Source organism: Bifidobacterium miconis, from assembly GCF_019331735.1.
Classification (GTDB): domain Bacteria; phylum Actinomycetota; class Actinomycetes; order Actinomycetales; family Bifidobacteriaceae; genus Bifidobacterium; species Bifidobacterium miconis.
The window spans coordinates 1-13,903 of sequence record NZ_JAHBBH010000016.1; the positions used below are offsets into that span (position 1 = coordinate 1).

The 13,903-nt window shown below is 64.5% G+C and carries 10 protein-coding genes and 1 tRNA gene; 10 read left to right on the plus strand and 1 reads right to left on the minus strand.

All coding sequences use genetic code 11. The features are described from left to right. The first annotated feature begins 184 nt into the window (after nt 1–184). From KIH79_RS13035 to KIH79_RS06860, 5 genes are all read left to right on the plus strand, one after another. On the plus strand, nt 185–310 hold the full coding sequence (locus KIH79_RS13035; RefSeq protein WP_274607625.1) for a hypothetical protein: 126 nt from the start codon (nt 185–187) through the stop codon (nt 308–310). 19 nt (nt 311–329) lie between these two features. Then, nucleotides 330–1,265, plus strand: coding sequence for a tRNA pseudouridine(38-40) synthase TruA (gene truA / locus KIH79_RS06845; RefSeq protein ID WP_219058738.1), 936 nt, complete (start codon nt 330–332; stop codon nt 1,263–1,265). Between the two features lie 364 nt (nt 1,266–1,629). Then, complete coding sequence (locus KIH79_RS06850) at nt 1,630–3,822, plus strand: circularly permuted type 2 ATP-grasp protein (RefSeq protein WP_219058739.1); 2,193 nt, start codon at nt 1,630–1,632, stop codon at nt 3,820–3,822. Between the two features lie 227 nt (nt 3,823–4,049). Beyond that, on the plus strand, nt 4,050–4,850 hold the full coding sequence (locus KIH79_RS06855; RefSeq protein ID WP_219058740.1) for a transglutaminase family protein: 801 nt from the start codon (nt 4,050–4,052) through the stop codon (nt 4,848–4,850). Nucleotides 4,851–5,028: 178 nt separating this feature from the next. Then, nucleotides 5,029–5,113: transfer RNA gene (locus KIH79_RS06860), tRNA-Ser, on the plus strand. Between the two features lie 243 nt (nt 5,114–5,356). Here KIH79_RS06860 and KIH79_RS06865 read toward each other — a convergent pair. Then, nucleotides 5,357–5,773, minus strand: a complete 417-nt coding sequence (locus tag KIH79_RS06865; RefSeq protein ID WP_219058741.1) for a hypothetical protein — start codon at nt 5,771–5,773, stop codon at nt 5,357–5,359. Nucleotides 5,774–5,959: 186 nt separating this feature from the next. Here KIH79_RS06865 and KIH79_RS06870 point away from each other — a divergent pair, with 186 nt between their 5' ends. The 5 genes from KIH79_RS06870 (at nt 5,960) to arfA (ending at nt 13,726) form a co-directional block, all read left to right on the plus strand. Next, nucleotides 5,960–8,386, plus strand: a complete 2,427-nt coding sequence (locus KIH79_RS06870; RefSeq protein ID WP_219058742.1) for a SpaA isopeptide-forming pilin-related protein — start codon at nt 5,960–5,962, stop codon at nt 8,384–8,386. Nucleotides 8,387–8,512: 126 nt separating this feature from the next. Next, nucleotides 8,513–9,709: a Cna B-type domain-containing protein gene (locus tag KIH79_RS06875; RefSeq protein WP_219058743.1), complete on the plus strand. Its 1,197-nt coding sequence runs from the start codon at nt 8,513–8,515 to the stop codon at nt 9,707–9,709. Nucleotides 9,710–9,991: 282 nt separating this feature from the next. Beyond that, on the plus strand, nt 9,992–10,870 hold the full coding sequence (locus KIH79_RS06880) for a class C sortase (protein ID WP_219058744.1): 879 nt from the start codon (nt 9,992–9,994) through the stop codon (nt 10,868–10,870). Nucleotides 10,871–11,051: 181 nt separating this feature from the next. Next, the gene (locus KIH79_RS06885) at nt 11,052–11,897 is read left to right on the plus strand and encodes an aldo/keto reductase (protein WP_219058745.1); all 846 of its coding nucleotides are present in this window, start codon (nt 11,052–11,054) and stop codon (nt 11,895–11,897) included. A 266-nt stretch (nt 11,898–12,163) separates the two neighbouring features. After that, complete coding sequence (arfA, locus tag KIH79_RS06890; protein ID WP_219058746.1) at nt 12,164–13,726, plus strand: arabinosylfuranosidase ArfA; 1,563 nt, start codon at nt 12,164–12,166, stop codon at nt 13,724–13,726. Nucleotides 13,727–13,903: the final 177 nt, after the last annotated feature.

The window sequence follows — 13,903 nt, forward strand, 5'->3', positions numbered from 1 at the left end:
TCCGCAAGGGTTCCCGACCCCTTGTGCTATCCGGACCGAGGCCGGAGGACCAAGATTGGTCGGGCGGTTTCACGATCGAGAGGCTGATTTTCCCCTGTGACGAGGTCGGTTTTACGATCGAGAGGCTATCATTCCGCGTCAAACACCGGTTCTGCCCTGATATATACCCCCTAAATGGTGTTTATTGAGGAAGAACAGCCTCTCGATCGTCGAACTGATCTCGATGGATCGTGAAATCAGCCTCTCGATCGTCGAACTGCCGGCAGGCGCACCTGCGGATGGCTTCGTGCCAGGATATTCCCGCAGCTGATTCGCTATGATGGTGCCCCATGACGGAAACCATGAGACTGCGGATTGACCTGGCCTACGACGGCGGCGGATTTTACGGGTGGGCGAAGCAGCCCGCGCTGCGCACCGTGCAGGGGGAGATCGAAGCCGCGCTGCACAGGATCCTGCGCGTGCCGGACGATCCGTCCTCGCCCGAGGCGCAGGCCGAGCCGCTGCGGCTGGTCGTCGCAGGCCGCACCGACACCGGCGTCCACGCCAGTCATCAGGTCTGCCACGTCGACGTGTCGCCGGAGACGCTCGCCCGCGCGGTCGGGCACATGGACGTGACGCCGACCGTCGCGCTCATGCGACGACTGCAGCGACTGCTGCCCGCGGACATCGCCGTCCGCTCGGTCGCGCCCGCGCCGGACGGTTTCGACGCGCGTTTTTCCGCGCTGGAACGCACGTACGTGTACCGCATCGCCGACCGGGGGAGCGAAGTCGATCCGCGTACGCGCGGGTTCGTGCTGCACATCGACGACGATCTTGACCTCGACGCGATGAACGCGGCCGCCGCGATGACGATCGGATTGCATGATTTCGGCTCGTTCGCCACGCCGAACCCGGGCGGCACGACGATCCGCGAGGTCAAAACCGCGTACTGGCGTCGCGTGCCGGCACGTCCGCTGGTCGACGAGGCCGACGCGATGGGGGAGCGGTACCGCACGCCGGCCGTCGAGTCCGGACTGCTGTGCTTCACGATTGTGGCCGACGCGTTCGCGCGCAACATGGTCCGATCACTGGTCGGCGGCTGCGTGCAGGTCGGTTGCGGCAAACGTTCGCTCGACTGGTTCGCCGGCAAAATGGCGACGCCCTTACGCGAAGGATCCACCGGACCGATCGCCCCGCAGGGACTCACGCTCGAACGCATCGCGTATCCGGCCGACGATCAGCTCGCCGCACGGGCCGAGGCGATCCGCGCCAAGCGCACGCTGTAGTTCAGACCGCCCCCGCCCCCAACCAAACTCGGCCGAGCTCAGGCCAATGCGGCCAACACACTGACGTGACTGGTGCGAGCGCCGCGCCGGCCGTCGTCCGTGTGCGGACGCGTCGTCTAACACTCCCGTAACACAGTCGCGCACGGACGGTAACCGCGCGCGACTAGCGTAACCGGTAATCATGGCTCCGGCCGGGGCGCGAGCGTGCGCCGAAATCGCATGTATCGCGAGCGTCGTACGCAACGCACGCATCGCATGCAACGCACACGACGCGCTCCGGAACGAGCCGCAACGATGCACGGTCACGGGCGCGGCATGCGCGATGCCGGGCTGTGCGGCAACGACACGAGACGAGGAGTGCGACATGGTCGAATCGGCGTTACAACTGGCGGGCGAACTGGTCAACCGGCGCGAGGCGATCAACCGCGAGCTGAGCCGCAACGGCGTGCGGTTCGGCGTGTACAAGAACGGCGAATACCACGACCGACTGTTCCCGTACGACCCGATCCCGCGCATCATCGCATCCGACGAATTCGACCAACTCGAAGCCGGCCTGAAGCAGCGCGTCAACGCGCTCAACGCGTACCTCAAGGACATCTACTCCGACAAGCGCATCATCCACGACGGCATCATCCCCGAGGAATACGTGTACACGTCGGCCGGCTACTTCCCGCAGGTCAACGGCGTGACCCCTCCCGGCGGCATCTTCGCGCACATCGCCGGCGAGGATCTCGTGCAGGGCGAGGACGGCCGCTGGTGGGTACTCGAGGACAACCTGCGCATCCCGTCCGGCGCGAGCTACCCGCTGTTCGCGCGCGACATCGAGCGCCGCACCAATCCGAAGCTGTTCCGCGAGGTGCACGTGCGCGATAACCGCGACTACCCGCGCCTGCTGCGCAAGGCGATGGACTTCGTCTCCACCGAGGGCATCGCCGTGGTGCTCACGCCCGGCCGCTACAACTCCGCGTTCTTCGAGCACGCGTACCTGGCCGAGAAGACCGGCGCGGCGCTCGCGTTCCCCGAGGACCTCGAAGTCGTCGACAACAAGCTGTACTTCCTCGACTACGCCGGCCGCAAGCACCGCGTCGGTGCCGTGTACCGCCGCCTGTCGGACGAATACCTCGACCCGTTCGCGTTCAACCCGGACTCGGTGATCGGCGTGCCCGGCCTGCTGTCCGCATACCGTTCCGGTAACGTCGCGATCATCAACGCGCCCGGCAACGGCGCGGCCGACGACAAGGCGATCTACTATTTCGTGCCGCAGATGATCAAGTACTATCTGGGCGAGGAACCGATCCTGCACAACGCGCCGACGTACATGCCGATGTTCGACGCCGACCGCAAGACGGTGCTCGACCGCATCGGCGAACTCGTCATCAAGGACGTGGCCGAGGCCGGCGGCTACGGCGTCGTGTTCGGCTCGTCGCTCGACCACGCCGCGCGCGAGGAGCTGGCCGACCGCATCAAGGCCGAACCGCGCCGGTTCATCGCGCAGGAGGTCATCCAGTTCCGCGACATCGACGTGATCGACCCGAAGACCGGCGAGGCGAGCCCGCGCAAGGCCGACCTGCGCGCGTTCGTCGTGACCGGGCAGAACACGCACGTCTGGTATTCCGGCCTGACCCGCTACTCGTCGGTGCCCGGCCAGATGATCGTCAACTCGTCGCAGGGCGGCGGTTTCAAGGACACGTGGGTGCTCGCGCCGGAGCACGGCACCGAATCACACGAGCGCGCGCAGCAGCGCAGCGAATCGGTCGCCTCCGTGAACCTGATCCCGCATTCGCGCAAGCACACGCTCTCGCTCGTCACCGCGTCCAAGGCCGACAACCTGTACTGGCTCGGCCGCTACACCGAGCGTGCGTTCACCACGCTCGTCCAGTTCTTCCCGTTCTACGACCGCGTGATGGACACCGACGTGGACGCGTTCCGCCCGTTCGCCCGCGCACTCGACCTGCCCGAGGACTTCGAGGACTTCGACGGCTTCATCCACTCGTTCCTGTACGACGGCTCGAACCCGGACTCCGTGCGCAGCGCGATCGTCGCCGCGTTCAACAACGCGGTCGTGCTGCGCCCCGAACTCACGTCGCGGCTGCTGCAGTACATCGAACTCGCCGTCACGAACATCACCGAGGCCGCGGAGCGCTCCGACAGCGCCGAGGACATCTACTCGCAGCGCGACATCGCCGACGACATGCTCGCGTTCTGGGGCGGTGTCGAGAACTCGACCGTCGACATCACGCTCAAGGCGTTCATCTTCATCGGCAAGTACCTCGAACGCATCGACCTGTACACGCGCTTCCACCTGTCGCCCGACGAACTCGACGCGCCGCTGGCCAAGCTGGAGACGTACTCCAAGGCGCTCGACGGCATGCCGCTGCCGCAGTGCTTCGGCTCGGGCATCAGCTGGCTGCTCGGACAGCTGCCCGACCGCGGATACCCGGAGCTCACCGCGCGTCTGCAGGCGTTCCTCGACGACTTCAACACGCGCGCCGCGTCCGGCGAGCTCAAGGACACGAACGCGCTCAGCTCGATGAACATGGACGCGAAGCGGCCGTGACGATCGGCGCGTGACGCGTGTGCGTGGCGCGCGTGACGTGTGCGACGCGTGACGTGTGCGCGTGACGTGTACGATGCGTGTGCCGACCGGCCGCCGCTGCGGCGGACACGGCCGGCACGCAGACGCGTCCCGGCACGGACGGGCCGCCTCTGCTAGACTGGAGTGGACTTTTGTGAGCAGAGGCAAGCCCATTCGTCCGAGGCGTCCATGTGAGGAGTCGTGTATTCATGAAAAAACTGGTGTTCGACTACGAGATGAAGCTGTCGTTCAGCTCGCCGGTCACCGACCACCGATTCCAGCTCCGCTGCGTGCCGGCCACCGGACCGCGCCAGCAGGTCGTCGACGTGGAAGTCGACATCGAACCGCACGTCGATCTCGAAACGACGATCGACTCCTTCGACTCCGTGGTGATGACGGGCTTCATTCCCGAGCCGCACACCATGTTCAACTACACGGTCAAGGGCATCGCGTTCGTCGACAACGAGCACATCAAGCCGGAGATCTACAAGCCGCTGTACCGGTTCAACTCGGCGCTCACGATTCCCGGCCCGTGCATCGAGAAGATGATCGAGATGTGCAGGATCCGGCTGTCCGCGCTGCCGATCGACGCGACGCCGATCGACCAGGCGCGCGAGGTGATGGACGAGGTGTTCCACGCGTTCGTGTACACGCCCGCATCCACCACGATCCGCACCACGGCCGAGGAGGCGCTCGCCCAGCGCAAGGGCGTGTGCCAGGACTACGCGCATGTGATGCTGTCCGTGTGCCGCCACGTCGGGCTCACCGCGCGCTACATCGCCGGCCTGCTCGGCGGCGAGGGCGCGACGCACGCGTGGGTCGAGATCTACCATGACGGGCGCTGGATCGGCCTCGATCCGACGCACAACCGCATGGTCGACGACAACTACATCACGATCGCGCACGGCCGCGATTACCGCGACTGCATGCTCGACATCGGCATTTTCTCCGGATACAACGTGGAGCAGCACCAGTGGGTGAACGCGTCGGTGCACGAGCAGCAGCTGTGACGGCGATGTTGTGACGTCGCGAAGCTGCGATGCCGTGATCGTTGCCGTTATTGCGATGCCGTGATGCCGGGCTTGGTGCGGTGCGTGCGCCGCGTCGTGTCCGACACGCCCGGCATGCGATTGCGTTTGCATGATCGGTGATTCGCCTTATAATGGACAAGTTGCTTACGCAACGAATGGATAGGTGTCCGAGCGGTCTAAGGAGCACGCCTCGAAAGCGTGTGAGGCTAACCCCTCCGCGAGTTCGAATCTCGCCCTATCCGCCCGTAAGGCCCGGAATCTTCGGATTTCGGGCCTCTTTTCTTATGATTCCCCTTTATCTGCCTATGAACATCGGATGTGGGGATTTCCTGTCATTTATAGCCGTTTTCTGTGGTGTTCATGGTGTGATTATCCCCAAATTTGCGTCTGTTGCTTCACATGTGGGGATGGAACTACCAAGAAGAATTGCCGGGAAAGTTTCATGGCGGCTGTGTCCCCGCTTTGCCGGGACGACGCCCGTGATCTCACGTCCTTGCCTTCCTTTTGTGGTATGAATATCCCCACATTGTCTTTTCGCCGGTGGCATGTCCGATCGTTTGAACAGCACTGTGGGGAAAACCGGTCAGATATGTTAGGACGATGCCGGTGTTCTGGCGGCTTCTGCTGAGAATGCCGGTTGCGAATGATTGCAAGTGGATGAGGGTTTGCAAACGTTGTAGCGACACGCCGTGGTGGAGTGTGCTTGCTAATGGCGGTATTTCAGGGCTGGCAACGATGCCTTTTCTTGCATTGCTGGTTGGCGAATTGTATTTTTGAATACGTACGCAGTATGCTGAAGATAGCAAGGAGATGCGAGCAGCGGCGCGAGGGCTGTATGAGACGGGAATAGGCCGATATTCCACAAGAAGAGGTTGTGTTTCCGTTTCTGCAAACGTTGCCATTCGTATGGCCTCGCCATAACACATGGAGTGTGCCTCGAAGTGGCCGCGCATTCCATCCCGTCAAGCGGTTACGGCCGCCGGGAGGGATACCCGATGGCCGACGAGGGCGATCCATGCGGAGGATCCGGAGAACGGAGGAGAGACGATGCAGCTCGGCAATTCGATGCGCGTGTTCAAGGGGAAAGAATGGCTATGAAGCAGTGGGGGAAGGCCCTTCCGGGAATAATGGCCGCGGCGTCCATGCTGTTGTTCGGGCTGGGCGCCCCGCTGGCCGCGAACGCCGACGACGGTGCTGCGACGCCGACGGCGAACGGCGATTACACGATCACCATCGAGAACACCACGCCCGGATACACGTACACGGCATATCAGGTGTTCTCCGGCACGCTGAGCAAGTCCGGCGTGCTGTCCGACATCCAATGGGGCAAGAACATCGCCACGGCGGCGCAAGGTGTTATGAGCGATGACGATCGGGACAATGCCAAGTCCACGATCATCGACGAACTGAAAACGGACTCCGCATTCAACGTGAACGGCGTCAACGTGTTCGCGTCATACAATCCGAATAACGCAGCGACCGCTCCCGGCGTGACGACCGCCGCCGAAGTGGCCAAGGTGCTGGGCCTGAACTTCGCCGAAGTCGGCGGCGGCACGAGCAACAACGGCAATGACGAGAGCTCCGGCAATGGTGCGGGGAAGACCGACGGCAGCGTGACTGACGGTGATAAGAACACTGCAAACGAAAGCACGACTGGCGACGCGGCGGACGACAAGACGGATACGTCGAATGACAATGCGTCCGGCGATGCCGCGTCCGCGGATGATTCGAATGCGACTGCGGGCATGACCGGCGATGCTGCGTCCGATAGCGGCGAGAACGGTTCGACTGCTGTCGACGATACGACCGGTGATGCGTCCGCGAAGGACGAGACCGGCTCGGCTTCGACCGACGAGAAGACCGACGGCGCCGCGTCCGAAAGCAGCTCTGCGAATGGCTCCGCTGCGAACGGGCTTTCGGCGGCGGCCAAGGAAGCCGCGGTGCATGAGTTCGCCAAGATCGTCGGGAATCATCTTGACGAGGCAGGTGCGTGGACATCTACGCCAAGTGAGGGCAAGTACACCATTACGGTCCCGGCCGGCTACTATCTGATCCGCAACAAGGGCAACGCATCCAGCATCCCCGGCTCCGAAGGTGCTTCCGGCACGGACTACATCCTCAAGGTCGCCGGCAACGTGAGCGTCAAGCCGAAGGGCACCGTGCCGACCGTGACCAAGAAGGTCAAGGACACCGACGATTCCATCGGTTCGAGCGCCAGCACCGGCTGGCAGGACTCCGCCGACCACGACTACTACGAGCATGACCACGAGCATGACCACGAGCCGATCAACTACCGCCTCGACGGCACGCTGCCGACCACGTACGACTCCTACGGCTGGTACAAGTACTCGTTCAGGGACACCATGTCCAAGGGCCTGACGCTGCACTCGGGCAAGCCGGACAAGTCGGATGACCAGACGGCGTCCAACGATGCGGCCAGCACGACGGACGATGCCAAGACCGACTCCGGCACGACCGTCACGCCGAAGTACGACGTGCACGTCTACGCGGTCACCGGCACCGCTTACGGCGACGGCACGCTCACCTGTACCGGCGACACGACCGGCAAGTGCACGGAAATCAAGAACGTGACCGGTGCGACCGCTGATGCGGACAAGGCGACCGGCTACGTGGTCGACTATCAGGACTATAAGTCGACCGCTGCAACCGACGGTGCAACCAGTGACAAGACCACGACCGACGAATACGCGGGCGGCCACGTGTTAACGGTCTCGTTCACCGATCTCAAGCAGATCGTCGACACGAACGGCAGCAAGATCACGCTCGACAAGGACAGCCACGTCATCGTCGAATACACCGTCGAACTCAACACGGGCGCGCACATCGGCTACGAGGGCAATCCGAACAAGGTCGACCTGACCTACTCCAACAACCCGACCCAGGGCGGCGAGGGCGACACCGGCACCACGCCCGAAGACCAGGTCATCGTGTTCACGTTCCGCATCACCGTCAACAAGACGGACGAGAACAACAAGGCCAAGCCCGGTGCCACATTCGAGCTGTCCAAGTACGACGCGACCAAGAAGGACTACGTGCCCGTCCAGACGATTGAGTCAGGCGATAAAGACTTCTGCGCGGACGGCGCCACGTTCACCTTCAATGGTCTGGACGCCGGCAGGTACCGGCTTGAGGAAACCAACCCGCCGACCAACTACAACAAGTGGGGCGGTCTTGACTTCTGGATCGTCGCCGAGCATGACACCGAGAGCGACAACCCGAAGCTGACCTCGCTCAACTTCTATAACCTCGGCGAGAACGGACAGGCCGACAAGAGCTCCAAGATCACGAAGTTCTCCGTCGACAGCCGTACGGACCCGGATGACAAGGATAAAACCGAGTACGCCGGCACTGCATCCATCACCGTCCAGAATGTTCGCGGCTCGACCCTGCCGAAGTCCGGCGGCATGGGCACGGCGGCGCTGTACGTCGCGGGCGTGGCATGCGTGATTGCCGCCGTGGCATGGTTCGCCGTCCGCCGCCGCACCAAGCGCTGAATCACGGAAACGGACAGGCGCATGATGACGGATCAACGATTCGTAGAGAGCCGAAACCGGAACGCCGCCCGCGGCGACGGCCGACCGGACCGGTCGCCGCTGACGGTCACGCACTATCAAGGAGGCATGATGAACCACGCGGAATCCGATTGCGGCACGGCGCGTAACGACGGTCGCCGTGTCGTCCGCCGCGCCGTTGCAGACGCGCGAGCCGCCGCGGAAGAACGGCAGTCGGCGTCGCACTGGCGGGCATCCGTCCTCGCGACGATCTGCACGCTGGCGCTCCTGCTGTCGTGCATCATCGCACTGCTGCCGACACGCACGGCACTGGCTGACGACGGCCAAACCGACGAAACCACGGGCAGCATCGCCGTCAACTACGTGTACAAGGACACCGCGCTCGCCGGCGTGACGATTGACCTGTACTACGTCGGCGCGTGGAACGCCAAGGGCAACGGCTTCACGCCGGACGGACAGTTCGCGCAGTATCCGCTGGACTTGAGCATCGACAACCTGAACCAGGAGACCAGCCGCGAGCTCGCCGAAACGCTCTCCGGATACGTCCTGCGCGACGATCTGCGGCCGCAACAGCAGCCGAAGAACACGGACGCCGACGGCAACGCGACGTTCGACGGACTGTCGCGCGGCCTGTACTTGGTCATGGCGGGCTCGTACGACAGTGACTCGCTGACCTGCGGCACGTCGGCCACGATCGTGGCGCTGCCGTCCGACGGCAGGGACGGCACGTCGATGGACGTGCCCTTGCAGCCGAAGGCGGTCTGCTCGCCGAAGACGACGCCTCCGGACACGCCGGAAACGGTGACGAAGAAGGTGCGCAAGGTCTGGAGCGGCGACACGGAATCCAGCCGTCCTGCAAGCGTGGTCGTCCAGCTGCTGCGCGACGGCGAGGTCTACGACGAGGTCACGCTGGACAAGGCGAATCAGTGGACGCACGAATGGACCGGACTGGCGGCGGATCGCGAGTGGAAGATCGTGGAGAAGACCGTCGCCGACGGCTACACGGTGCTGGTCGACCGCGACGGCGACGAGACGACCGTGACCAATACGGCCGTGCCGCCGGAGACCCCGCCCGAAACGCCGCCGACGACGCCTCCGACCACCCCGCCGACGACGCCGCCATCGACTCCGCCGACGACCACGACTCCGCCGACGACCACCACGCCGCCGTCCACGCAGACGCCGCCCGCCAATACCGGCGCCAGCGTCGCGGTCCCGGCGGCCTGCGCCGCAGCGCTCGGCGCCGCCGGCCTGCTGATCCTGCATCGCCGACGCAGGAGGACGGCCAACGGCGGCATCCGATAGCACCAACACTTGATGGCACGGTGGGCACGGGTTCGCACCTCACCTCTCTTCACCTCGCGGACTCCGTGCAGCCGCCCCATCGCCCGTAATATCAACCAACAGACCTTCCGGCCGTCGTTACTCCTATTCCTGCGGCCGGAAGGTCTTTCTCATGTCGCGCTCGCGCCGCTGCGGGCGCCGTCCGTTCCCCTACAATGAGAACGGTTGCAGTCATACAGTCACGCGGGACACAGTCACGCACAATCCACGCGTACAGTCATGCGAAGACGGAAAGGACCGGTCATGGCCGAACGTCACGGGAAACGGAAGATCTCCGACATCGTCTCCGCCGTGCTGTCAGCGTTTTTCGCCGTGGTACTGGTCGTGGGACTGGGCCTGCTCGCGTATCCGTCGACGGCCGACTGGTGGAACCGCATGCATCAGTCACGCGCGGTGGACACCTACGTCGAACACACCGACGAACTGCCCGCGGCGCAAAAACAAGCCATGCTCAAAGCGGCCCGCGCCTACAACGCGGCGCTGCCGTCGAACGCCAACCGGTGGCGCATGACGGACGCGCAACGCAAGGAATACGACTCGCTGCTCGACGTATCCGGCACCGGCATCATGGGATACGTCACCATCCCCAAACTGCAGGTGCGCTTCCCCATCTATCACGGCACCGACGAATCCGTCCTGCAGATCGCCGTCGGCCACCTCGCCGGCAGCAGCCTGCCGGTGGGCGGCGCCGGCACGCACGCCGCCGTCTCCGGGCATACGGGACTGCCGAGCGCGAAGCTGCTCACCGGACTGGACACATTGGAAAAAGGCGACACGTTCGCGTTCCACGTGCTCGGCGACACGCTCACCTATCAGGTCGACAAGATCAGCGTGGTGCTGCCCGACGACTTCGACGATCTGGCGATCGAAGACGGCAAGGACTATGCGACCGTCATCACCTGCACGCCGTACGGCGTGAACACGCACCGACTGCTCGTGCGCGGCCACCGCATTCCGAACCCGACGACTCCGGACACGACGGACTACGACGCCCCGATGCGCACGTTCGCCATCATCGCGGGTTCCGTGACGGTCGGTGTGCTGGTTGCCGGGGCCGCGGCGGTGCGATGGATCGTGGGCCGACGGCGTCGGCCGCGCGGCGGACACGTGGCACGGCCGTGACGCGACCTGCGGCGCGGGTGCTCGATCGAGGCGACGTTCGTCGGTCGCGTCCGATGATCCGGCGTGGTTGACCGCGACGTTCGGCCACGGCGCGTTTCGGCCGTGAGCTGACCGTGCGCCGAGGCCGGATGCGCACGTATGCTGTAAACGATTCAGCAATCACGGCAACGAAAGGGGAGTCATGACTCCTGAGCATCAGCCCGGCGATCAGCCGGTGATCGCCCTCAACAACGGCACCGTCATTCCGCAGGTCGGCCTCGGCGTCTTCCGCACGCCGGCCGGCGACGTGACCGTCAACGCGGTGCGCAGCGCGCTCGAAGCCGGCTATCGACACATCGACACGGCCCGCATCTACGACAACGAGGAATCCGTGGGCGAAGGCGTGCGCCGTTCCGGCGTGCCGCGCGAGGACATCTTCGTGACGACGAAGCTGTGGAACGACGACATCCGCGCGCACCGCGCCAAGGCCGCGTTCGACGAAAGCCTCGAACGGCTCGGCTTCGACTACATCGACCTGTACCTGATCCACTGGCCGGCGGACGGATGGCAGCAGGCGTGGGACGAGCTGCAGGAGATCGCCGCGACCGGCCGTGCCAAGGCGATCGGTGTGAGCAACTTCCACCAGCACCACATCAACGAGCTGCTCGCCAACAGCGACGTCGTGCCGGCCGTCGACCAGATCGAGTCGTCGCCGCAGTTCACCAATCAGGAGCTCGTCGACTTCGTGCACGGCCACGGCATGGCCGCGGAGGCGTGGAGCCCGCTCGGCGGCACCGGCGGCAACCTGCTCGCCTCGCCGCTGCTGGCCGAAATCGGCGCGAAGTACGGCAAGTCGGCCGCTCAGGTCGCAATTCGTTGGCACATCCAGCGCGGCATGGTCGTGCTGCCCAAGTCCGTGCACGCCGAGCGCATCCGCCAGAACGTCGACGTGTTCGACTTCGAGCTGACCGCCGGCGACATGGCCGCGATCAACACGCTGAGCACGGGCCATCGCAACAGCGCCGATCCGGACAACTTCGACTTCTGACGCGTCAAGGCGTGAGCCGGGCCGCGAGTCGGCCCGCAGACGCCGACCTGAGGGAATCCTACAACGGCCGCACGTTCGAGGCCGTTTTTTGTTATGTGAACGGTACATCGTTGTAAAAACGCCGTGTGTCGCAGCGTTGCGACCTATAGAATATGTACCGGTACATATCGTCGATGCGGTACAGAGCGGCGGTATGGCGAACAGCAACAGCAGCCCTGCCGACACGCCATCGCGCGCAGCGACACAGGCCCAAGCAAAGGAGCAGCATGACCCAGCAGACCGCCCAGCAGGCACAGGCGGGCGAATCCCGTCTCGTCGTCGACAACGACTTCGAAGTCGCCCCCGTCAACGACCGCATCTTCGGCTCGTTCGTCGAGCATCTCGGCCGTTGCGTCTACACCGGCATCTACGAGCCCGGCCACCCCACGGCCGACAAGGACGGCTTCCGCCAGGACGTCATCGACCTTGTCAAGGAACTCGGCGCGACCACCATCCGCTATCCCGGCGGCAACTTCGTTTCCGGCTATCGCTGGGAAGACGGCGTCGGCCCGAAGGAAGAGCGCCCGCGCCGCCTCGACCTCGCCTGGCACTCCACCGAAACCAACCAGTTCGGCCTGCACGAAATGGCCGCATGGCTCGACAAGACCGGCGGCAACGAGCTCATGGAAGCCGTGAACCTCGGCACGCGCGGCCTCGAGGACGCCCTCGACCTGCTCGAATACGCGAACATTCCCGGCGGCACCAAGCTGTCCGAAGCGCGCCGCGCCAACGGCGCCGACAAGCCGTTCGACATCCGCATGTGGTGCCTCGGCAACGAGATGGACGGCCCGTGGCAGCTCGGCCACAAGACCGCCGAGGACTACGGCACGCTCGCCGCGTCCGTCGCCGCCGGCATGCGCCAGATGGACCCGGACGTCGAACTCGTCGTGTGCGGCTCCTCCGCCCACTCCATGCCGACCTTCGGCACGTGGGAGGAAACTGTGCTGCAGAAGACGTACAACAACGTCAACTTCGTCTCCTGCCACGCCTACTACTTCCCCGACCGCAAGGCCGACGGCACGCGCGACATGGCCAGCTTCCTCGCTTCCGGCGTCGACATGGACGGCTTCATCAAGGACGTGGCCGCCGCCATCGACGCCACCAAGGCGCGTCTCAAGAGCAAGCACGAGGTGTACATCTCCTTCGACGAGTGGAACGTGTGGTACCAGCAGGAGGAGCAGAGCAAGAACCCGTCCGGCATCGGCAACTGGCCGGTCGCGCCGCGCCTGCTCGAGGACATCTACTCCGCGGCCGACGCCGTCGTGTTCGGCGACCTCATGATCACGCTGCTCAAGAACGCCGACCGCGTGCACGCCGCCAGCCTCGCGCAGCTCGTCAACGTGATCGCGCCGATCATGACCGAGCCGGGCGGTCCGGCATGGCGCCAGACCACCTTCTACCCGTTCTCGCTCACCGCCAAGCTCGCCAAGGGCGGCACCGTGCTCGAACCGAAGCTCGCCTCCGGCACCTACGAGACCGCCAAGTACGGCGAGGTCCCGACCGTCAACTCCGTGGCCGTGCGCGGCGCGGACGGTTCGATCAACGTGTTCGTCGTCAACCGTTCGCTCGACGAGTCCAACGAGTTCGAGATCGCGCTGCCGAAGGGCGTTGCGTTCTCCGAAGCGAGTGCGCAGACCTTGCACGAGGACGACATCGACGCGAAGAACACGCTCGACGACCAGAACCGCGTCACCCTGCACGCCAATGACACGGTCGCGTTCGACCCGGCCGCCGGCACCGTGCGCGTCACCCTGCCGCCGGTCTCCTGGACCGCCGTGCGTGTGCGGTAACCCCCGTTCGGACCGAGAATCCGGAGTGTGACTACCAGTTGGAGGAGCAAGCAGGGCCTATCTACGTTCGGTGTGGTACTTTCCCGTTCGTGCGGACATCTATTCGCGTTGAGTGTGGTACCTCGATGGAGGTGAAATGCCATGGGACGGCGATATGACGGGGATGATATCTGAGAT

What these genes read in the sequence shown, in the direction of transcription:
- KIH79_RS06875 (WP_219058743.1), top strand. Translation starts at nt 8,513, where the DNA reads ATGATGAACCACGCGGAATCCGATTGCGGCACGGCGCGTAACGACGGT.
- KIH79_RS06885 (WP_219058745.1), top strand. Translation starts at nt 11,052, where the DNA reads ATGACTCCTGAGCATCAGCCCGGCGATCAGCCGGTGATCGCCCTCAAC.
- KIH79_RS06870 (WP_219058742.1), top strand. Translation starts at nt 5,960, where the DNA reads ATGGCTATGAAGCAGTGGGGGAAGGCCCTTCCGGGAATAATGGCCGCG.
- KIH79_RS06850 (WP_219058739.1), top strand. Translation starts at nt 1,630, where the DNA reads ATGGTCGAATCGGCGTTACAACTGGCGGGCGAACTGGTCAACCGGCGC.
- KIH79_RS06865 (WP_219058741.1), bottom strand. Translation starts at nt 5,773, where the DNA reads ATGGCAACGTTTGCAGAAACGGAAACACAACCTCTTCTTGTGGAATAT.
- KIH79_RS06880 (WP_219058744.1), top strand. Translation starts at nt 9,992, where the DNA reads ATGGCCGAACGTCACGGGAAACGGAAGATCTCCGACATCGTCTCCGCC.
- KIH79_RS06855 (WP_219058740.1), top strand. Translation starts at nt 4,050, where the DNA reads ATGAAAAAACTGGTGTTCGACTACGAGATGAAGCTGTCGTTCAGCTCG.
- arfA (WP_219058746.1), top strand. Translation starts at nt 12,164, where the DNA reads ATGACCCAGCAGACCGCCCAGCAGGCACAGGCGGGCGAATCCCGTCTC.
- truA (WP_219058738.1), top strand. Translation starts at nt 330, where the DNA reads ATGACGGAAACCATGAGACTGCGGATTGACCTGGCCTACGACGGCGGC.